This window comes from Rhizobium hidalgonense (assembly GCF_005862185.2).
GTDB lineage: Bacteria > Pseudomonadota > Alphaproteobacteria > Rhizobiales > Rhizobiaceae > Rhizobium > Rhizobium hidalgonense.
The window spans coordinates 1,512,540-1,531,363 of sequence record NZ_CP054028.1; the positions used below are offsets into that span (position 1 = coordinate 1,512,540).

The 18,824-nt window shown below is 59.2% G+C and carries 18 protein-coding genes and 1 pseudogene; 8 read left to right on the forward strand and 11 right to left on the reverse strand.

Annotation, left to right across the window (positions count from 1 at the left end; translation table 11 throughout):
* The first annotated feature begins 34 nt into the window (after positions 1-34).
* The 3 genes from choX (at position 35) to FFM81_RS28370 (ending at position 2,040) form a co-directional block, all read left to right on the forward strand.
* Positions 35-976, forward strand: a complete 942-nt coding sequence (gene choX / locus FFM81_RS28360; RefSeq protein ID WP_138384675.1) for a choline ABC transporter substrate-binding protein — start codon at positions 35-37, stop codon at positions 974-976.
* The gene (locus FFM81_RS28365; protein ID WP_343073724.1) at positions 924-1,790 is read left to right on the forward strand and encodes an alpha/beta fold hydrolase; all 867 of its coding nucleotides are present in this window, start codon (positions 924-926) and stop codon (positions 1,788-1,790) included. Before choX ends, FFM81_RS28365 begins: the two co-directional genes overlap by 53 nt.
* Positions 1,791-1,851: 61 nt before the next feature.
* The gene (locus tag FFM81_RS28370; RefSeq protein WP_138384674.1) at positions 1,852-2,040 is read left to right on the forward strand and encodes a hypothetical protein; all 189 of its coding nucleotides are present in this window, start codon (positions 1,852-1,854) and stop codon (positions 2,038-2,040) included.
* Between the two features lie 22 nt (positions 2,041-2,062).
* Here the strand turns inward: FFM81_RS28370 and FFM81_RS28375 are convergent, their stop codons facing one another.
* From FFM81_RS28375 to FFM81_RS28395, 5 genes are all read right to left on the reverse strand, one after another.
* On the reverse strand, positions 2,063-3,154 hold the full coding sequence (locus tag FFM81_RS28375) for an acyltransferase family protein (RefSeq protein WP_138384673.1): 1,092 nt from the start codon (positions 3,152-3,154) through the stop codon (positions 2,063-2,065).
* A 135-nt stretch (positions 3,155-3,289) separates the two neighbouring features.
* A complete protein-coding gene (locus FFM81_RS28380; protein WP_128397810.1) occupies positions 3,290-4,816 on the reverse strand; it encodes a lipopolysaccharide biosynthesis protein in 1,527 nt (508 codons plus the stop codon).
* A 20-nt stretch (positions 4,817-4,836) separates the two neighbouring features.
* Entirely contained in the window at positions 4,837-5,922 is a 1,086-nt protein-coding gene (locus tag FFM81_RS28385) for a polysaccharide pyruvyl transferase family protein (RefSeq protein ID WP_138384672.1), read from the reverse strand.
* A gap of 252 nt (positions 5,923-6,174) precedes the next feature.
* Positions 6,175-6,657 (reverse strand): RES family NAD+ phosphorylase, encoded by a 483-nt coding sequence (locus FFM81_RS28390; protein ID WP_138384671.1) that lies wholly within the window; start codon positions 6,655-6,657, stop codon positions 6,175-6,177.
* Entirely contained in the window at positions 6,654-7,085 is a 432-nt protein-coding gene (locus FFM81_RS28395; RefSeq protein WP_003571789.1) for an antitoxin Xre-like helix-turn-helix domain-containing protein, read from the reverse strand. The genes FFM81_RS28390 and FFM81_RS28395 overlap by 4 nt, the downstream gene beginning before the upstream one ends.
* A gap of 74 nt (positions 7,086-7,159) precedes the next feature.
* On the opposite strand from FFM81_RS28395, the pseudogene FFM81_RS28400 reads away from it, so the two are divergent.
* Positions 7,160-8,002 (forward strand): annotated as a pseudogene (locus tag FFM81_RS28400) (alanine--tRNA ligase-related protein).
* Positions 8,003-8,130: 128 nt separating this feature from the next.
* Here the strand turns inward: FFM81_RS28400 and FFM81_RS28405 are convergent.
* From FFM81_RS28405 to FFM81_RS28425, 5 genes are all read right to left on the reverse strand, one after another.
* Positions 8,131-8,901 carry an ABC transporter permease gene (locus FFM81_RS28405; protein WP_097537027.1) on the reverse strand — a complete coding sequence of 257 codons (771 nt, stop codon included), beginning with the start codon at positions 8,899-8,901 and terminating at the stop codon, positions 8,131-8,133.
* A complete protein-coding gene (locus FFM81_RS28410; RefSeq protein WP_138384670.1) occupies positions 8,898-9,686 on the reverse strand; it encodes an ABC transporter ATP-binding protein in 789 nt (262 codons plus the stop codon). Before FFM81_RS28410 ends, FFM81_RS28405 begins: the two co-directional genes overlap by 4 nt.
* A 9-nt stretch (positions 9,687-9,695) precedes the next feature.
* Positions 9,696-10,739, reverse strand: coding sequence for an ABC transporter substrate-binding protein (locus tag FFM81_RS28415; protein WP_138384669.1), 1,044 nt, complete (start codon positions 10,737-10,739; stop codon positions 9,696-9,698).
* Between the two features lie 47 nt (positions 10,740-10,786).
* Positions 10,787-11,233 carry a VOC family protein gene (locus FFM81_RS28420; protein ID WP_097537024.1) on the reverse strand — a complete coding sequence of 149 codons (447 nt, stop codon included), beginning with the start codon at positions 11,231-11,233 and terminating at the stop codon, positions 10,787-10,789.
* A gap of 107 nt (positions 11,234-11,340) precedes the next feature.
* On the reverse strand, positions 11,341-12,204 hold the full coding sequence (locus FFM81_RS28425; protein ID WP_097537023.1) for a helix-turn-helix domain-containing protein: 864 nt from the start codon (positions 12,202-12,204) through the stop codon (positions 11,341-11,343).
* A 411-nt stretch (positions 12,205-12,615) separates the two neighbouring features.
* On the opposite strand from FFM81_RS28425, the gene FFM81_RS28430 reads away from it, so the two are divergent.
* From FFM81_RS28430 to FFM81_RS28445, 4 genes are all read left to right on the forward strand, one after another.
* The gene (locus tag FFM81_RS28430; RefSeq protein ID WP_138384668.1) at positions 12,616-13,629 is read left to right on the forward strand and encodes a sugar ABC transporter substrate-binding protein; all 1,014 of its coding nucleotides are present in this window, start codon (positions 12,616-12,618) and stop codon (positions 13,627-13,629) included.
* Between the two features lie 61 nt (positions 13,630-13,690).
* The gene (locus tag FFM81_RS28435) at positions 13,691-15,241 is read left to right on the forward strand and encodes a sugar ABC transporter ATP-binding protein (RefSeq protein WP_138384667.1); all 1,551 of its coding nucleotides are present in this window, start codon (positions 13,691-13,693) and stop codon (positions 15,239-15,241) included.
* Positions 15,231-16,250 (forward strand): ABC transporter permease, encoded by a 1,020-nt coding sequence (locus tag FFM81_RS28440; protein WP_138384666.1) that lies wholly within the window; start codon positions 15,231-15,233, stop codon positions 16,248-16,250. The genes FFM81_RS28435 and FFM81_RS28440 overlap by 11 nt, the downstream gene beginning before the upstream one ends.
* 2 nt (positions 16,251-16,252) lie before the next feature.
* On the forward strand, positions 16,253-17,254 hold the full coding sequence (locus FFM81_RS28445; protein WP_128397800.1) for an ABC transporter permease: 1,002 nt from the start codon (positions 16,253-16,255) through the stop codon (positions 17,252-17,254).
* 27 nt (positions 17,255-17,281) lie between these two features.
* On the opposite strand, the gene glpK is transcribed toward FFM81_RS28445, so the two are convergent.
* The gene (gene glpK, locus FFM81_RS28450) at positions 17,282-18,784 is read right to left on the reverse strand and encodes a glycerol kinase GlpK (protein WP_138384665.1); all 1,503 of its coding nucleotides are present in this window, start codon (positions 18,782-18,784) and stop codon (positions 17,282-17,284) included.
* Between the last annotated feature and the right edge of the window lie 40 nt (positions 18,785-18,824).

Genomic DNA, 18,824 nt, shown 5'->3' on the forward strand with positions numbered 1-18,824 from the left:
CATGAGGACAGGGTTGGTAAAAAAGGGGACTGCGATGAAATCATCAACAAGAGCCGGAGCTACGGCGCTCCTCCTCCTGGCTGCAGCTGCTCGCGCCTTTGCGGGCGAACCGGAGACCTGCAGGGTTGTGAGAATGGCAGAGCCAGGTTGGAACGATCTCGCCTTCACGACCGGAATCGGCATCACTTTGTTGAATGCGTTAGGCTATGAGGCCAAGAGCCAATTGCTCGGTATCGACGTCATCTATACGAGCCTGAAGAGCAAGAACCTGGACGTGTTTCTCGGCTATTGGGATCCCGCCATGGTTACGTATTATAAGCCGTACAAGGAAGACGGTTCGGTGGAAACGGTTCGCACCAATCTTGAGGGAGCAAAGTACACGTTTGCCGTCCCCGCTTATGTCTGGGAGGCCGGCGTCAAGGATTTTTCGGATCTCCATAAGTTTGCCGACAAATTCGATCGCAAGCTCTACGGCATAGAGCCGGGATCGAATCAACTGATGCTGGACGCGACTGAAGACCCAGCCCTCGGTCTTGAGGGATGGAAAGTGATCGAGTCGAGCGAACAGGGCATGCTTTCGGAAGTCACTCGTCGGGCGCGCGACAGGTCATTCATCGTATTTCAAGGGTGGGCGCCACATCCGATGAACACGGCTTTCGACCTCAGGTATCTCACTGGAGGCGACAAATTCTATGGACCGAACTTTGGCGCGGCAACGGTATCCACGCAGGTGCGCAAAGGATATTTGCAGGAGTGCAGCAACGTTGCGAAACTCCTGAACAACCTGACATTCGATGTCGATTACGAGAACCGCGGCATGGCCTACATCATGACTGATGGTCTCGAGCCCGGCGATGCGGCCTTCAAAGCCATCAAGGCCGAGCCCTCGAGGCTCGATGCCTGGCTGGCGGGAGTATCAACCTATGATGGCCAGTCTGGGCTTGCTGCGGTCAAGAACGCTCTCGGGCTTCAATGATATGCCCGCAGATGATTGGCATCGCCGTAAGCAGTACTTTGAAACACCGGAAAGAAAGTCCGTCGCCTTCGTCGATAGTGGCGGAAACGGACCGGCGCTTTTGATGCTGCATGGTTTCTCCGATACCAGCCGCAGCTTTGCTGCGCTCGAACGCTTCTTTCCTGACTTTCGCGTGATTGTTCCGGATTTTCCCGGGCACGGGTCGTCCGCTCTGGATGGAGGAGTACGCATCGAGGACTTCGCTGCGAGCATAGACCGGCTTCTCGAGTCACTCGGCCTTTCGCGCATTTCGGTCGTTGGGCATTCGATGGGCGCGATGACGGCTATAGAGCTTGCGGCCCGCCGTCGAGATGGCGTGTCTGCACTCATCCTTCTGTCTGGCAGCCTGCGGCCGGATTTTGGCGCTGAGAGCCCGCTTGCGCGCGATATTCGTGCGCTTCGAGATCCCATCGACCCTTCGGGGCAGTTTCTTCGCGATTGGTATGCCTGCAGTCGCCCTGTTGATTCCGGCTTTCTGTCGAAGATGAAGCTGGATGCGGCCGCGATGCCAGCGGCGACCTGGCATGGGATTCTGGACGGCTTTGGCGAAACTGACTTGCGATGCAGCGCGGCACGGGTCACAGCACCCGTGCTTTGCATCGCCGGTTCCGCCGATCCGCTCTTTGGCGGTTCACATCAGGAGGCGCTTGGGCACGCGTTTCAGACAGTTCGGTCGATCAGGCTCGAAGGGTGCGGACATAATCCGCATTGGGAATATCCAGAAAGAGTTTCTGCACTGATATCCGCTTTTCTTGCCGAAACCGCACGGATTTAGGCTGTTGATTTGCACTGCGAGTTGGCCCGGGATTGCTGGAAACTATCACTGAGAGTTGGCGTTGACGCGCTTCGCTGACAGGACACTGCTACGTCGCGCCGTTTATTCTCTGAAGCCGGCTACAGGCACGTCAGCTTGGGCAAGACCGCACGCCGAAATTGCTGGCACCGGCAAAGCCAACCACGTCAACATGCTGTCGGCCATCGCCCATGCCCGGCTGATGGCCCGCTCGCTGCGGCAGAGGGCGTGATCGTACGACATCTGTTTGCGGCTTATCGAGCTGGCCGGACCCGCATGGCCATCGTTTTGTCTACGAGACGAGCAGTTCCGTAAGCGAAACATAGGACTGCACTCAAAAGCACGAGAAAGGCGAGAGGGCCGCTCAATCCGATCGACCCGGCGACTGGCTTGAAAACACCGATCACACCGCGGTGCAGGATGTAGACGGGGTAGGAGATATAGCCCACCCACGTCGCCAACCTCTCGGCTTTTGCCGGCATCTCCAGAAAGAGGCCAAGCATCACGATGAGCGGCGCCAGGGCTATCGCGAAAGTCAAATCGTAGTAGGGCCGCAGCAGGGAAGGAACCGGCGCGGCCATGAAAACCATCAGGAGAAGGCACGGCACGATCGCCGTCCAACCTTTGCTCCAGGCCGGCATTCCACCGAATAGACGGCTGATCACGACCCCTACAGTAAATGAAAACATGACCCTTGGGAGACCACCTACCGCTGAAGGCCATTCCCAGCCGATATTCAGCATACCGTAATTAAGACCCACAAAAACCAAAAGCGCAGCCGAAACCAGTGCGACTTGACAAAGGGCTGGGATAGAGAGCCGGAAAAGCCATAGCGCAAAGACTATGTTCACCAACAGTTCCCAGAACATCGACCATGCTGGACCGTTGATTGGAAACATCCCTTGCATCGGGTTGGTTTGAAGGAAATACATCGGGCTGGGCAGAAAAACCCCGTTGGCAACGGTCGACACCAGCAGGTCAACCACGCTTTGATCTCGCAGACCCCAGCTTGTTAACAGTATGATCTGGACGAGACCGACCAAAATTCCGATCAGATAGAGCGGATAAAGGCGCTTGATTCGAGCAGCCATGAACGCGGGGAATGGCAGGCCACGCGCAAGCCGTTTTCCATAAATCTCCGCGATAATAAATCCACTGAGAACGAAGAAAAAGTCGACAGCCAGATAGGCCGATGGGGCATATCGTTCCTGGAAATGTGTAGCGACAACACAAATAGCGGCAAACCCGCGCATTGCATCCAGGGAATAGTAACGGCTGCGCTCGGGAATCGACACTCCTGCATCGTCAATAGTCGATGGCGAATAACCGCGGTCGAGACTGGTCATCTGATCGATTACCCTATTTCGCTTGTGCCTGAGCGGCGTTCAATGCAGTGGACTGAAAGTGACGTGTGTGCCGACCGCTGCTTTACGTATCAGTAGCTTCTCCGCAAGGCAGGTCGCAACGGAGGAGTCCCGATATCACGATTGATGTGCCACAGGGTCGACAAGCTCGTCCCTGTTGGTTTTGCGCTGTCGTACCTGCTTTATGCTGCCGATCAAGACATTGAGATGAGATCTGCACAGAACAAAGATCAGGCAGCAATATGCAATTCCGCCGGCGACGATTTCCACGGCCAATCGTGGATAAGGCGACCAATGGACGAGCGATTCATGCAGCAGCAAAACCACAGCGACCATTCCCGCACAAGCCAGGCTTGGCCGAAGGAATTGCATCAGATAGGCCCCGACACTCAGCTCTATATGGCGCGAAACCTTCCAGCTGGTGATCGGCCAAAACAACAGAACTTCGATCATAATGGCGAAAACAACTGTGGTGACGCCATAAGGATAAAGAGCTGCGATCGTTACCAGCGTGAGGAGATTTCGTGCCAGCTGGTAGTAGAACCACCAATCCATCTCCCCCTGGCTCTTGATCAAGGATGCCTGCACGTAGCCGATCCCGGCCATCAACCCGATAACACAGTAGAACCGAACCGGCCAAACGGCCTCGATCCAATGCGCACCGAAAATTGTCGTGATCGCATCATCGGCAACGGCAGCAAGGCCAATGAAGACCGGGTAGGAAACCAGGGCACAGCCAAACGTCGCCATCAGAAATGCTTCTCGAACCTTCTTCGGATCGCTCCGCAATGAGGATAGCAAGACATGGGTGACAGAAGTTAAGCCCCCAGCGATGACATTGTTGATCATATCGAACAAGCGCTTCGAGAAGTTGTAAATACCGAGCGCTGACGGGCTCAAGAGCACGCCGATGATCAAATTGTCCAAGCTCATCGTCTGTAAAAATCGAGTGCCGGATGCAAAAAAGCCGTAGTGCAGCAGGTCGTTCAGGCTTTCTCTCTTCACGTGAAGCCCCGGCGACCACCCTGCACCCCAGAAAGCAGCGCCGCATGATGCCGCGGTGGCCGCGATCTGCGCAATTGCAAGCGCCCACAACCCGAAACCGGCGAGAACCAAAACAAGGCAAATGCAACCAGACGTAATAGTGGCGATAACAGTTCGGACGGCGACCAGATGGAATGACATCTTCCTGTTGACGATCGCATTCGGAACGACGGCCGTGAAGTCGAAGAATACCTTCAATCCCATGATGTAGATAAGGGACGTGATTTCCTTATGTCCCACGTAGGCCGCGATAGGCGAAGCGGCTGCACACAAAACTCCGTAGATCAAAAATGAAAAAGCAAGCGAAAGCAGGAATATCGTATCGAGGTGGCTTCGCCTTATTTCGGCTCGCTGTATGATCGCTTCGCCAAATGCGGTCGGTCCAAAACTGCCGGCAAACGACACGATGCTGAATGCCAGCGCGACAAGACCGAAATCTTGAGGCTGGAGGACTCGAGACGTCACCACGAAAACTGCGAAGGTAAGGACTGTCGGGATAAGCGTGCTCATCGCCGACCAAAAGGCACCCGTTACAGCCGCCGAGGATCGGTTCTTATTGACATGGCTGAATAGAATATCATCGTCTCGTGCAACCGACAAAACTGAGCTCCTACTGGGAATCAAACGATCGAGGGATGAGGGACGAGATCTCGCGCAGGAAGGCTGGGGCTCAGATCCATGGGTCTACTTGACTTGTACCAAGTTCCGTTCATCTCATACGGAAGGCGAGACATTGCCGCTAAAAGTTCACCGGCATTTGTCGCTTTCTCCACCAGAGGACTGTCGCTAGCCCAGCTACTGATGGCGTCGTGCAGCCTACTTCCGTTTCTCGCAACCGCGACATGCGGCTTATTGAGCAAAAGACAGAGAATATGACCATGTAAACGGTTGGTGATGACCCGTTGCGCGCCGGACAGCATCCTCACGCCATAATCGACATACCGAGCAGCGACATCCTCGTGATGTTGGGACACCATCTGGGCACGGCTAAAGCCACGCCGCATTGCCGCCTTGACGACACTCGACTTGCGCAGGCGCGACAAACTATCCGGACCATTGATCCAATTGGTAAGGGGGCCGTCTGCAATCGCTCGCGCTTCGGCTATATCAACGTCGTCATCTCCGAAAGGCTGCATCACGTACAGTAGCCTCATAGGATCAGCTTCGAACGGTTTAAGCAGCTCGATGCTGAATGCCGTGTCCGGGCCAGCCTCGACATCGCAATCGAAATTCGCTTTTGCCAGCCCAAAACTCTGCTCATCGCGGGTCATAAAGAAAAATTTGCGATGCCTTCCAATCGTACGCTTGGCGTATTCCAGAAGTGCATCGTTGGCGAAATCGATGGTTTGAGGCATCTGAATGATGGTTCGGTCCGGATATCTGCATGCCAGACGAAAGCGAATATCGTCCCTGCCGATCCGCCCATCTCCGAAGTCTGACCACCCACAAATAAATATTGGCGCGTCGCCAGGAGTATTTTTTACTTCATCAATACTTTTAGTCGAGCCACCGGCAAACACCGGATGTCGCCCCGTTACTTCATACAATACCCTAACCAACCCCAACCAACTCGCGTGGTGGCCAGGATCTTTGGTAGATGGAAAATCCATTATAACGTAAGGCTGTCCTTTACTAACAAATTTCCTTACTGATTTAATCAACTTTTCTTGCTGTCGTCGTATTACAACTTCGCCGAGATGATACATATATTCTACTTGAGTTCTTCAAAATCGGATCAGCCATTACATGCCAAGTGTTGGGAGTCAATTGAACCGCCGTGCGTCATAGCTACGCACCAAATTGACCTTACTTTTTAAGGTAAATGATGAAGACGAGGTTCGGACCTCGCCCGCATCGCCGGGCATTGCCGTAAGCCGATGGACGGCTACTTAAGAACATCTGCGGATGCCAGGATAACCGGCAAGTTCACAGGATGCTACGTGCTGAAAGCCTGCCCATCACACCCCGAACAGACGGCGATCCCAGAAGACGGGCTGGTGGAGGCTGACCGTGATCGATGGGAATTCCGGATGGGCCGGATTGATCAATATGTTGTTATCGACGCGGGCGACTGCGCTTGGGACCAGCAGGATGGCGCTGCGCCTCTCCTGGCACCAGCGTTCGCCGAATGTCTTGCTGGCGGTCGCCGGCATGCTGTCCCAGCCCGGCAAGGCGGGTTCGGAGAAGACCTCGTAGCTGAGCTCGCGCGGTATGGTGATCGTGACGTAATGCTGGTTGGGTGGCAGCCTGCCGCTGCCGTGGACGAGCTTTTCGAGCAGCGCGGTCGAATAGTGTTGGCTCGTATAGATGATCGGGCTGCCCGAGGTGTTCCACCGCCCCGGCGCGATGGTCGAGCCGGTGGCATCGAAGATCGGGTAGGTTCCGTTGGGATCACCAATACGAACGGATGTCAGCGTTCGGTCAAGAAGCTGTGCGCTCACGCAGCGCTGCCGTATTTCAGGCTTCCAAGGATATCAAGCACGAGCTCCCCGCCGATCTCGCTCTGGATGACGACATCGATCGGCCGCCTGTCCTCCAGCATCGCATGCGGACGAAACAGGAAATCACGCGCCTCGGCCTCGGCCTGCCAGACATCGAGCGCCAGTCCCCAGACGCGCGCGAGCCGGGCGAGCTTCACGCCCTCGTCGGAGGAAAGCCGATGCTTGGACTTGCGCCGCTCGTAGGTGGCCTTCGGAACCAGCCGGTATTTGAACTGGGCGTCGCCTGGCGCCAGAAGCAGCGCCATGCGGTCGAGCGCCTTGACCGGCAATCCAGCCTCGATGCTGGAGAGCAGGCCGAAGGCGGAGCGCGACGCCGGCTCCCTGGCGGGCAATCCTAGAACGTCGGCGACCATAGAAAATCCTACCATGGGCAACGGCTCCTCTTCACTTGAGGTTATATTTAGTCTCAACTGAGCCAATGATCAAGAGCATCATTTGCAGGCTGGCCTGTGGCGGCGGATTGCTGTTAGCGCCGAAGATCGCTGTCTTCCCCGAAGGCGCACGCATCGAATCCGTACGGCCGCATGATAACACCACCTCTTCTGCAGCGCCGGCATGCAGCAATATAAACCCCTCTTCTCCGATCCTTCCTACAGCGGAACTGTTGCAAACAGCCAGGTGCCTGCCTGCGCATGAGCGACCTTGACGAGATCGGCGATTTCTCCACTTCACCATGCTTGGCCTTTTCTCCTTCCGGGAAATGACCGTCGGCAGCGCCATCGATTTCTGGCTTGAATTTTCTTCGAACGCTGGGCATCGTGCCGGATCACGCGACGATCCATCCCAACCGCCTGGCCAATGGACGCCGCTCTGTGGCGGACGTATGGCCATTGTTGCCGATCCGGATTGCAGGTGAAGCGATGGCAGCATCAGCGGATACTGTACCCGAGTTCTACAAGGATGGTGTCGAGATCGGAAACATCGCCAATCCGCTCGGAACCAGCATCGACGTCGGCTTCGGCGCAGAACGTCTCGACTTGATCGTTAACGGCACGCCGCAAGACCTTGCGCTGGAGACGTTATGCGAGACTGTGATGATGGTTGAAGACAGCGCCTCCAACCAGGCAACAAGGAGCAGGGCTACGTCTTGCGAAAGCTGCTCCGCCGCATCTACAAAATGGGCGGCACGCTCGATCATCCCTTTTTCAGGAAGAGGTCGAACGCCAGACGCGGGCGCGTACAATATCTGCGCCTGCGTCACCGCTATGCTGAAATGAGTCCCGACTGGTGGTTCGACACCCATGGCATCGATCTCTCCGACATCCGGGAAACGATGGACGAATAGCCGGAACAAGGCCTCCCGAGACAACAGCGGGAGGCCTTGTCATATCCTGGAGAGCGTTAGCGTTTCGGCCACGCCCACCCTGGCGACGAGCTAGAGCCATCGAGATGTGTTGACCGCATTGAACGCTTTCAGCTTCGCCCTAACTGCAGCCGTCGGAAAATCCGTTCGATCTGGGCAACACCGGCAAAAAAGACGATGCCGGAGAAGGAGGCAAGCACGACGGCGGCAAAGAGCCTTTCGGCCTGATAATTGAATGTCGACTGGATGATGACAGCACCCAGCCCCTGGTTCGAGCCGATCCACTCCCCGACGATCGCGCCGATCACACAGGTGGTTGCGGAAATGCGCAACGACGCAAAGAGCAAGGGGGCCGACCGTGGAGCGCGCAGGCGCCAGAACGTCTCCCAGCCGCTCGCGGAAAGCACATGCATCAGGTCAAGCTCGCTCGCAGTCGCCAGATTGAGGCCCCGGGCAGTATTCACCAGGGTTGGGAAGAAGCAGATGAGAGCAGCGATGATGACTTTCGGAAACATGCCGAGGCCGAAGATGAGGATAATGATCGGCGCGAGCGCAAGCACGGGAATCGTATTGAAGAGCAGGACAACGGGGAAATAGGCGGCCTGGAACCGCGGATTATAGGCGAAGGCAACCGCCAGGACCACGGCGAGACTATTGCCCAAGAGGAAACCGAGGCCCGCCTCGCCCCATGTCGGAACGGCGTTCGACAGCAGGAAGCGCCATTCGCTTGCAAGCGTACGCAGGATCGCCAGCGGCGTCGGGACGATATAGCTGGGAATACCGAGGGCCGGCACCAGCCATTGCCAGGCGAGGAGCAGCGAAAGGGCGCCAATAACAGGAAGGCCGACGGCCTCGGCAAGGGACAGCGGACGATGCGTCATGTAGCCGAACTCCCCTGCTTGAGCAATTGGCGCAGATGGGCTGCGGTCTCCTGGACATCGAGGCTCTCGCGCCGACAGAGGCCGCGCTCGTCTTTCAGCGGCGTAAGATCGATGAGCGCCTGGACGCGGCCCGGATTGGCCGCCAGGACCAGCACGCGTCCGCCGAGATAGATCGCCTCGACAACACTATGGGTCACGAACAGAATGGTCGTGCCGGTGCGGCGCCAGACCTCCAGAAGCTCGTCGTTCAGTCGCTCGCGGGTGATCTCGTCGAGCGCACCGAACGGCTCGTCCATGAGCAGGATATCCGGCTCGCATTGAAGCGCCCGCGCTATGGCGACGCGCTGGCGCTGGCCCCCGGACAATTGATGCGGATATCGGTCGGCCAGATGCGACAGGCCGACCAGCTCGATCCAATGGTCGGGCCGCGGATCGACCGATCGCGAGACGTTCTTCTTCCCTACCTGCAGCGGCAGCTCGACATTCTCCCGCACGGTCCGCCAGGGCAACAGCGTTGCGTCCTGAAAGACGAAGGCGACTTCGCGCCGCCGGCGCGCCTCCGATGCTGTCCTGCCGAGCACCGACAGCTGCCCGTCAAGCGGCGGGAGAAGATCCGCCACCGCACGCAGGAAGGTCGACTTGCCGCAGCCGGAAGGACCCAGAATGGTCAGAAATTCGCCCCTGCCGACGCTGAGGTCGACGCCAGACAGAATGCGGGTCGTCTCGGCGACGCCGGCATAGCCAATAGCCAAATCCTTGGTTTCGATAGCCACCGCTTCGGGCAATCCGCTCTCTCACGCAATCTTCGGACGGTCATCCGCCGTCATGTCCAGGATCCTGGTCGTATAGCAGTCCTCCAGCTTCGGCGCGCCGCTCTTGAACTGGCCGATCTTGTCGTAAACGGAAATCTGCTCAGCAAGAGCTGCCGGATCGAAGCTGCCCCAGCCATCCTTACCGGTCGCTGCGTCGAAGCTCAGCGACAATATGCGCGGTACTGTCTTCAGCTCCACGGCAAGATCGAGCTGCGGATAGGCCTCCACCGTCAATTTGACCGCCTCTTCAGGATGTTCATGCGTCCAGGCCCAGCCCTTGGCGAGGGCACGCAGCACCTTTGCCAGTGTCTCCGCATGGCCGCTCACGGCATCGTCAGTGGCAAAATAGACGTTCGCGTAGGAGGGCAGGCCTGTATCCTTCATCATCAGATCGATGCGGTCGGGGCCGATGATGGAAAGGGCCTGGGTGTTGGTGATCCATCCGGTCACCGCATCGACCTGGCCGGTCATCAGCGGCGTCATGTCGAAGCCGATATTCGTGATGGTCAGGCTCGAGGGATCGATCTTGTTCTTCAGCAGGATAGCATCGAGCACATAACGGGCCGTCGGCTGGATGCCGATGCGCTTGCCGACCATATCCTCGACGGTGCGGATCGGCGCCTTGGGGAGCGAATAAAAGGCGAAAGGCGCCATGCGGAAACCGCAGGCGAAGATCTTGATCGGCACGCCGGATGACCGGGCAAGAAGAAGCTGTGCCGAATCGGAGAATTGGCCGAGCTGCGCATCACCCGTAATCACGGGTGGCACCGTTGCCGAATTGGGACCGCCGGGGGAAAACTCGACGTCGAGCCCCTCGGCCTCGAACAGGCCTTGCTTGACTGCGACGATATCGCCGATCTGTCCGTTGCTCATCAGCCAATCGTATTTGACGACGACCTTGGATGCGGCGGCGTTCGAATGACGAGGCACAAACACGCTGATCCCCGCCGACGCAGCAGCAAGGGCAAAGGCTCCGCCCTTCAGGACAGTGCGCCTATCCACGATTTTCCTGTCATCCGGGTTCATTTGCTTGCCTTCCCCTTGTTGAATTGTTGGACGGCTGGCCGGGCCGCTTACACTCGCTCTTGCGGTTCGATGTCGCCGATCGGGCCGCCTGCGGACCATGCATAGATTTCCCAGAGATTGTCATCGGGATCGGCGAAATAGCAGCATCTCGCGTTCCAGACATAGTCCTGTGGCGGCGCCTGGAAGAGCACGCCCGCGGCCTTCAGCTCCTGATAAGCAGCATCGACCTGCTCCGGCGAGGCGAGCTCGATGGCCGCGCAAGCCTTGTGCACGCCTGGGGGCGCGCGAAGGCCCGAGACGCCGGTAAACTCGGCAATATGCTCGATTTGCCAGAGTGCCAGTGTCACACCCGCTCCTTTGAAATCGGCAAAGCCGGGAGCCCGGCGGCGTGGTTTGAAGCCAAGCCGTTCGACATAGAAGTCCGACGCCCGGTCAATATCCTCGACCAAAAAGCAGATATCGGTAATCGGATTGGCTTGGGCAAAAGCGGTCATATAGGCCTCCTGGTGGGAAAAGCCTCGCAGACCGCAGCCTCAAGAGATTTCAAATTCGTGCGGTTGTCTTTCGAAAAATTGCTGATTTGCGATCGGCGGCTGCCGGCTCAAAGACGGACCGATCGTCGGTACTCCTTCGGTGTCGCCCCGATCAGACGACGGAAGACGCTGGAGAAATGCGCCTGGCTCGAAAAGCCTGTGGCGTAAGCGATGTTTGCGAGCGTTTCCTTGCCATCTGCGAGGTAAAGTCGCGCCCGCTCGATCCTGCGTTCCAGAACGAAGCGATGCGGCGCCATCCCTGCCGCCCGTTTGAATTCCCGGCTGAAATGAAAGGGGCTCATATGGGCCACCCCGGCCAGCTCCTCGACACTCAGATCGGATTTGCCAAGCAGGTTCTCGATGTAATCGATCACACGTCGGAGATTGTCCGACGTCAGCGGACGATCGCCGGCTTCAGGTTTGGCGCCCAGCAGCTTTACAACGCAACAGGCAAGCGCCATCCCCAGGTGCTGCATCAAAAGCGGGTCGTCGCGCTCGGTCTTCCCGGCGACAAATGCAAGGGACAGCGCGACCTGCAGTGTTGTCGGATCCGTCGTGGCGCTGAGTGCATCATTATCCCAATGCTCGGGATCAAATTGGGAGCCGCCAATGCTGCTGTAGAGCGCAGGTGACTGGAAGATCGAGATATAATCCGCCGCATCCCCATCGACTTCAAGAACCGTGGCGGCGGGTTGAAATCCCAGGGTGAACGGCGGTCGCTCGACTTTGCGGAATGCCCCTGTTCCAAGCCGATAGGCATATTTGCCATGGGCCGTTCGATTGATCGATATTCTATGAAGGGAGCCCCTCGAAACCATTTGCCCCGCGGCGCTGCGATAGGTCTCGACGATCATGTCGCGTTGAACGAAGGCCCTGTAGCCTCCAAGGGATGGCCGGCTTATTGAGAAAATCGTCGGGTCGATATCGGGCATTGTTTCACTCTCCCTGACGGGGGAGAGGCAAGTTGCGCGCCAAGTGGAATCAAAGCTTCGCGTTCGATATCAACGTTGTGGCATAAAGCCAGATCGTGCTCATCTAAATCCTGATTTCACACTCGCTGTCGCGCCACACTGCACCGCGCTTAGCAGGAATTTTTCCTCGGCAAATTTGGGCACATGCGCAAGAATTATGCACTGCATCTTCTTCTTGATCAGTGGCCGCGGACCCAGTCGCCGGATCGTCGGGGCATCCGAAGTCATTCCCAGTCGCGGCAAATCGCGGCCAGGGATTTTCTTTTGTTCCGTCCACTCTTTTCCCAGGAGATCGTTCTTTTGGAAATTCGTTCCTATCCATCCGCATTAATCCATTTAATCTATAGACATAATTAATTGGAGAGAGTGGTAATGAGCAACGACAAGTCCGGAAGCCGCTTCGGAAGACGAGATCTGTTGAAACTGTCCGCAGCGGCCGGGGTCGCCGTCGCGGGTGCATCACTGGTCGGGCAGAAGCCGGTCTTTGCAGCCGGCGACGAGCTGTCGCTGAAGGGCAAACGCATCGCCATCAGCGCAACCGGCACCGATCACTTTTTCGACCTGCAGGCCTATAACGCCCAGATCGACGAGGTAAAGCGCCTCGGGGGTGAGCCGATCGCCGTCGACGCCGGACGTAACGACGGCAAGCTGGTTTCGCAGTTGCAGACGCTGATTGCCCAGAAGCCGGATGCGATCGTCCAGATCCTCGGCACGCTCAGCGTCATCGATCCCTGGCTGAAGAAGGCGCGTGACGCCGGCATCCCGGTTCTGACCGTCGACGTCGGCTCGACCAACTCGATCAACAACACTACCTCCGACAACTGGGGCATCGGCAAGGACCTGGCGCTGCAGCTCGTCTCCGATATCGGCGGCGAAGGCAATATCGTCGTCTTCAACGGCTTTTACGGCGTCACCCCTTGCGCGATTCGCTACGATCAGCTGGTCAATGTCGTCAAATATTTCCCGAAGGTGAAAATCCTCCAGCCGGAGCTGCGCGACGTCATCCCGAATACCGTGCAGGACGCCTTCACGCAGATCACCGCAATCCTTAACAAGTATCCGGAAAAGAATTCGATCAAGGCGATCTGGTCGGCCTGGGATATTCCGCAACTGGGCGCGACCCAGGCTCTGGCTGCCGCCGGGCGGACCGAAATCCGCACCTACGGCGTCGATGGCAGCCCTGAGGTACTGCAGCTCGTTGCCGATCCGAATTCACCGGCCGGCGCCGACGTCGCGCAGCAGCCGGCGGAAATCGGCCGCACCGCAATCCGCAACGTCGCCAAGCTGCTCGCCGGCCAGACCCTGCCGCGCGAGACCTATGTTTCGGCCCTGCTCGCCAACAAGGCCAATGTCGGCGAAGTCACCAAGAAGCTCGGCATCGGCTGACAAGGCTCCCGAGCGATCCGGCCCTGACCGGATCGCTCGGAATTTGCCCGGAGAGCACGACATGACGGCCATTTCATTAAAACAGGCGGTGACAGCAGGTGACGACATCATCCGCTTCGAAGGCATCGTCAAACACTTTGGCGGCGCGCAAGCGCTGGCCGGCGCATCGCTGCTCGTCAGGCGCGGCACCATCCACGGCCTCGTCGGCCAGAACGGCGCCGGCAAGTCGACGCTGATCAAGCTGCTGGCCGGTCTTTACCAGCCGGATGGCGGCCGGATCGAGATCGGGGGACAAACCTACGACAGGCTGACGCCGCATCTTGCCGAAGAACTCGGTATCCATTTCATTCACCAGGATCGGCTGCTGGTCCCGACCTTCACCGTCGGAGAAGCCCTGTTTCTCGGCCGGGAACCGCGCATTGCGGGCACGCCTTTCCTCGACCGGCGTCTGATTCAGCGCCGCGCGACCGATATTCTCAATGACTATTTCGGCATCCGGTTGCCGAACGCGGCTCTGATCAGCGAGCTGTCGACCGCCGAAAAGCAGATCGTGCAAATTACCCGCGCCCTCCTCAATCAGCCGAAAGTGCTCGTCTTCGACGAGCCGACGGCCGCATTGGTGCGCCGTGAGGCCGATATCCTCTTCCGGCTGATCCGGCGTCTGCGTGACGAAGGCGTTACCATCATCTATATCTCGCATTACCTGCACGAAATCGAAGAGCTCTGCGACCACGTCACCGTGCTGCGCAACGGGCTTGATGTTGCCTCTGTGCCGATCGGCGAGACTTCGGCCTCAGCGATTGCACGGCTAATGGTCGAGCGCGACATCAAGGAGATGTTTCCGAAGCCTCAGGTGACGCCGGGCGACGAGATCCTCAAGGTCGCGCGGTTGTCAGCGCCGGGAAAATACAGCGACGTCAGCTTCACGCTTCAACGCGGCGAGGTGCTGGGCCTCACCGGCCTGCTCGGCTCCGGCGCCAAGGAACTGGTCCGCACCCTCTTCGGACTCGAGACCTCGGCCTACGGTCGTATCGAGATTCGCGGCAAGAGCGCCCGTTTCGCCAATCCCACGCAGGCGGCCGACCACGAGATCGCATTGGTGCCGGAGGACCGGCGCCGCCACGGCGTCGCGCTCGATCTCAGCGTTGCGGAAAATACCAGCCTTTCCAGCCTTGGCCGCTTCACGCGTTTCGGCTTTCTCGACCGCAAACGCGAACAGCGCGAGGTCGATGCTCTGATCACGCGGCTGCAGGTGAAAACCAATGGGCGCGACGCTTTGCTGCGCACGCTTTCGGGCGGCAACCAGCAGAAGATCGCCATCGCCAAATGGCTGAGCCGCCATTCCGAGATCTATCTTCTCGATGAGCCGACGGTCGGCGTCGACATCGGCTCCAAGGTCGAGATCTACACGCTGATCGGCGAACTCGCGGCGCGCGGCGCCGGCGTCATCGTGCTGTCTTCGGATCTGCCCGAACTCGTCGGCATAACCGATCGCATTCTTGTGCTCTTCCGCGGGCGCGTGGTGCGGGAATTCATTTCATCGGAGACCACTGCGGATGCCGTACTGGCTCAATCGACCGGATCATCCGAGGGACATCGCCATGTCGGCTGAAGTGGAATTCGCGCCTTCCGATTTTTCCGTTTCGGAACCCCCTCACCGGCGGGCCGGCAACTTTGCGGCTACGGCATTGCGCTTCGGATCGTTGATCGCATTCGCCGCCATCCTGATCGTCTTTTCGCTCACCGCTCCCTATTTCTTCAGCATCGGCAATATCGGCAATGTGCTTGGCCAATCGGCGATCTCAGGGGTGCTTGCCATCGGCCTGACGGTCGTGCTGATCGCCGGCGGCTCCAATGTCGTCACCGGCGGCATCGACCTGTCGCTCGCTGCCAATATGGGCCTCAGCGGCGCCGTCTATGCGAGCCTGACGCAACTCGGCTACGGCGACACGGCGGCGATTGCGGCAGCGATCTCGACTGGTGCACTGATCGGCACAGTCAATGCCATCGCCGTGGTCTATGCCGGCATCGTGCCGCTGCTGGCCACGCTTGCCGTGATGAACGTCGTCGCCGGCCTGGAATTGGTGCTGACCGGCAATACCGTCCTTCCGGCTTCGACGCCTTTCTTGTCGGCGCTTTCGGCCTCGGACGTTTTCGGCATTCCTGTTCTTGCCTATGTGCTCCTCGGCTTCACAGCGATCACCGCGGCGATCGTGCAATATACCCCACTCGGCCTGCGCCTCTACGCGGTCGGTGAGTTTCCGGATGCGGCACGTGCCGTCGGTCTCCCGCTTCGCCGTCTGCTCGCCGGCGCCTTCGTCGCCAGCGGCCTCACCGGCGGCATCGCCGGTATCCTGTCGGTTTCCTATCTGAGCGGCAGCACGACCGGCTCGGGCGAGATGCTGTTGCCCATTGTCGTGACAGCCCTGCTCGGCTCGGTCTTTTCGCGCCGGCTGGTTCCCACGGCCACCGGGACGCTGCTCTCAGCCCTGCTGGTCGGCTTCCTCACTAACGGTTTCCAGCTGCTGAACATTTCAAGCACGCTGGTCAGCGGCATTCAGGGCGTGCTCATTCTCATCGTCGTTTCCGCCACCACGCTGCTGCGCCGGCAGGAGCATTGATCATGTCGCTGCAAACCTCCCCTTCCCCCGCCGTCGGCTTGCCGCGCCTCATCGCCGGCGGCCTGGTGCGTTATGGGCTGATCCTCGCCCTGATTGCGGTATTTGCTGCCTTTTCCTTGATAACGCCGACATTCCTGACGCTTGCCAACCTGCAGAGCATCCTGGTCAACAATTTCACGCTGCTGGCCATCGTCTCAATAGCCATGACTTTCGCTGTGGCGTCGGGCGGCATCGATCTGTCCGCGGGAACGGCGATGGATTTCGCCAGCTTTGCCTTCGTCTCGCTCGTGCTCGCCGGGCAGCCGGTGGCGATCGCCGCATTTGCCGGGCTTGCGGCCGGAGCGCTTGTCGGCGCCTTCAATGCGCTGCTGATTTCCGGGATTGGCGTGTCGCCGTTTCTCGCCACGCTCGGCACGCTGTTCATCGGCCGCAGCATCCAGCAACTGCTGACCAATGGCGGCAATCCGGTCTATCTGCCGCCGAACGGCGTGCCGGAAGCCTTCCGTTTCCTCGGCCACGGCACGATCGCCGGCTTTCCGGTGCCGCTAGCAGTTGCCGTCGCTGTCATAGCTGCGGCTGCGGTGGTCTTTGCCCGCACGCGTTTCGGCCGCGTCATCCTGTCGATCGGCATCCAGCAGGGTGTCGTGCGCTATTCCGGCATTGCCGCGCCGGCGCATGTCGCGGTGACCTTTCTCCTGGTCGGGTCGATCGCGGCAATCGCCGGCTTAATCCTGACCGCGACGGTCACCACCTACATCCCCTCCTCGGGCAATGCCTTCCTGTTGAACGCCATCGGCGCGACCTTCATTGGCACGACGCTCAGCCCCCTCGGGCGGCCGAATGTCGGCGGCACCGTTCTCGGCGCACTGCTGCTCAGCATCGTCGCCAACGGGCTGCTGCTGACCGATCTGAACTTCTATTGGCAGCAGGTCGGCACGGGAACACTGATCTTCGCAGTACTCGCGCTCAGCTTCGTCAACAGGAAAGCCGCCGGCAGCGCATAAGAGATGAAGCCGTATCCGGGATAGGTGTCAGCCCGCCGAGGCGTCCGAAATCATCCGCGACACCGCATTCTTCCAGCCGATAATTTTGGCCTGGCGCTCGGTCTCCTCCATCGAGGGGTTGAAGCGGCGGTCGCAAGCCCAGGCCTTGGCGAAATCCTTCTTGCTCGGCCAGATGCCGGCTTTCGAGCCGGCAAGCCAGGCGGCTCCCAGCGCCGTCGTCTCGCGGATCGCCGAGCGGTCGACGGGATTTCCGGTCATGTCGGCCAGGCACTGCATCGTCCAATCCGAAGCCGCCATGCCGCCATCGACGCGCAGCACGGTTTCCAGCTGGTTGACGCCCCAGTCCTTCTTCATCGCCACCAGCAAGTCGAGTGTCTGGTAGGCGACGGATTCGAGCACGGCGCGGGCAAATTCCGCCGGGCCGCTGTTTCGCGTCAGGCCGAAGATCGCGCCGCGCGCGTTCGGATCCCAATAGGGCGCGCCAAGGCCGGTGAATGCCGGAACGATATAGACCTGCTGCCCGGGATCGGCCTTGGCCGCAAGCACGCCCGCCTCCGACGCCTGATCGATGATGCCGAGACCGTCACGCAGCCATTGCACGGCGGCACCGGCGATAAAGATCGAGCCTTCGAGCGCGTAGGTCGTCTCGCCGTCGAGGCGGCAGGCGATCGTGGTCAGCATCCGGTTGGAGGAGGAAACACGATCCCGGCCGGTGTTCAGCAGGGCAAAGCAGCCGGTGCCATAGGTGGATTTCATCATGCCGGGCTCGAAGCAGGCATTGCCCACGGCCGCTGCCTGCTGGTCGCCGGCAACGCCGAGGATCGGAAGCTCGGCACCGAACAGCGCCTTGTCGGCGCGGCCGAAATCATCGGCGCATTCCTTGACCTCGGGAAGCATGGCAGAGGGAATGCCCAGAATGCCCAGAAGCTCCTCGTCCCAAACACCGTCGTCGATATTATAAAGCAACGTTCGCGATGCATTGGTCGCGTCGGTGGCGTGCACGCGGCCGTCCGTCAGCTTGTAGATCAGCCAGCTGTCGATCGTGCCGAAGCAGACCTCGCCTGCCTCCGCCTTCTCCCGCAGGCCATCGACATTGTCGAGCAGCCAGCGCAGCTTGGTTCCGGAGAAATAGGGGTCGAGCAGCAGGCCGGTCTTGGCGCTGAACAGCTTCTCATATCCGTCGGCCTTCAGGCTCTCGCACATTTCGGCCGTGCGCCTGTCCTGCCAGACGATCGCCCGGTGAAGCGGCGCGCCCGACCTGCGGTCCCAGACGACAGCCGTTTCGCGCTGATTGGTGATGCCGATCGCGGCAATGGCGGCGGCATCAAGACCGGCGTCAGTGATCGCCTTGCGCGCCGTGTCGACGACAGATTGCCAGATTTCGCCGGCATCATGCTCCACCCATCCAGGCTGCGGATAATATTGGGTGATCTCCGCCTGGGCCGAGCCGGCCATCTTCATTTCGCCATCGAAGATGATCGTGCGTGAAGACGTGGTGCCCTGGTCGATTGCAAGAATATAGCCGCTCATATCCGTCTCCAGCTCGCACGAAGACGCTCAGCCTGCTGTT

Bases quoted from the DNA above. Each gene is read 5' to 3' on its own strand.
- FFM81_RS28440 (WP_138384666.1), top strand. From the start codon at position 15,231: ATGTCGGCTGAAGTGGAATTCGCGCCTTCCGATTTTTCCGTTTCGGAA.
- FFM81_RS28405 (WP_097537027.1), bottom strand. From the start codon at position 8,901: ATGACGCATCGTCCGCTGTCCCTTGCCGAGGCCGTCGGCCTTCCTGTT.
- FFM81_RS28425 (WP_097537023.1), bottom strand. From the start codon at position 12,204: ATGCCCGATATCGACCCGACGATTTTCTCAATAAGCCGGCCATCCCTT.
- FFM81_RS28430 (WP_138384668.1), top strand. From the start codon at position 12,616: ATGAGCAACGACAAGTCCGGAAGCCGCTTCGGAAGACGAGATCTGTTG.
- choX (WP_138384675.1), top strand. From the start codon at position 35: ATGAAATCATCAACAAGAGCCGGAGCTACGGCGCTCCTCCTCCTGGCT.
- FFM81_RS28445 (WP_128397800.1), top strand. From the start codon at position 16,253: ATGTCGCTGCAAACCTCCCCTTCCCCCGCCGTCGGCTTGCCGCGCCTC.
- FFM81_RS28365 (WP_343073724.1), top strand. From the start codon at position 924: ATGATGGCCAGTCTGGGCTTGCTGCGGTCAAGAACGCTCTCGGGCTTC.
- FFM81_RS28375 (WP_138384673.1), bottom strand. From the start codon at position 3,154: ATGACCAGTCTCGACCGCGGTTATTCGCCATCGACTATTGACGATGCA.
- FFM81_RS28420 (WP_097537024.1), bottom strand. From the start codon at position 11,233: ATGACCGCTTTTGCCCAAGCCAATCCGATTACCGATATCTGCTTTTTG.
- FFM81_RS28385 (WP_138384672.1), bottom strand. From the start codon at position 5,922: ATGTATCATCTCGGCGAAGTTGTAATACGACGACAGCAAGAAAAGTTG.
- FFM81_RS28415 (WP_138384669.1), bottom strand. From the start codon at position 10,739: ATGAACCCGGATGACAGGAAAATCGTGGATAGGCGCACTGTCCTGAAG.
- FFM81_RS28435 (WP_138384667.1), top strand. From the start codon at position 13,691: ATGACGGCCATTTCATTAAAACAGGCGGTGACAGCAGGTGACGACATC.
- FFM81_RS28395 (WP_003571789.1), bottom strand. From the start codon at position 7,085: ATGGTAGGATTTTCTATGGTCGCCGACGTTCTAGGATTGCCCGCCAGG.
- glpK (WP_138384665.1), bottom strand. From the start codon at position 18,784: ATGAGCGGCTATATTCTTGCAATCGACCAGGGCACCACGTCTTCACGC.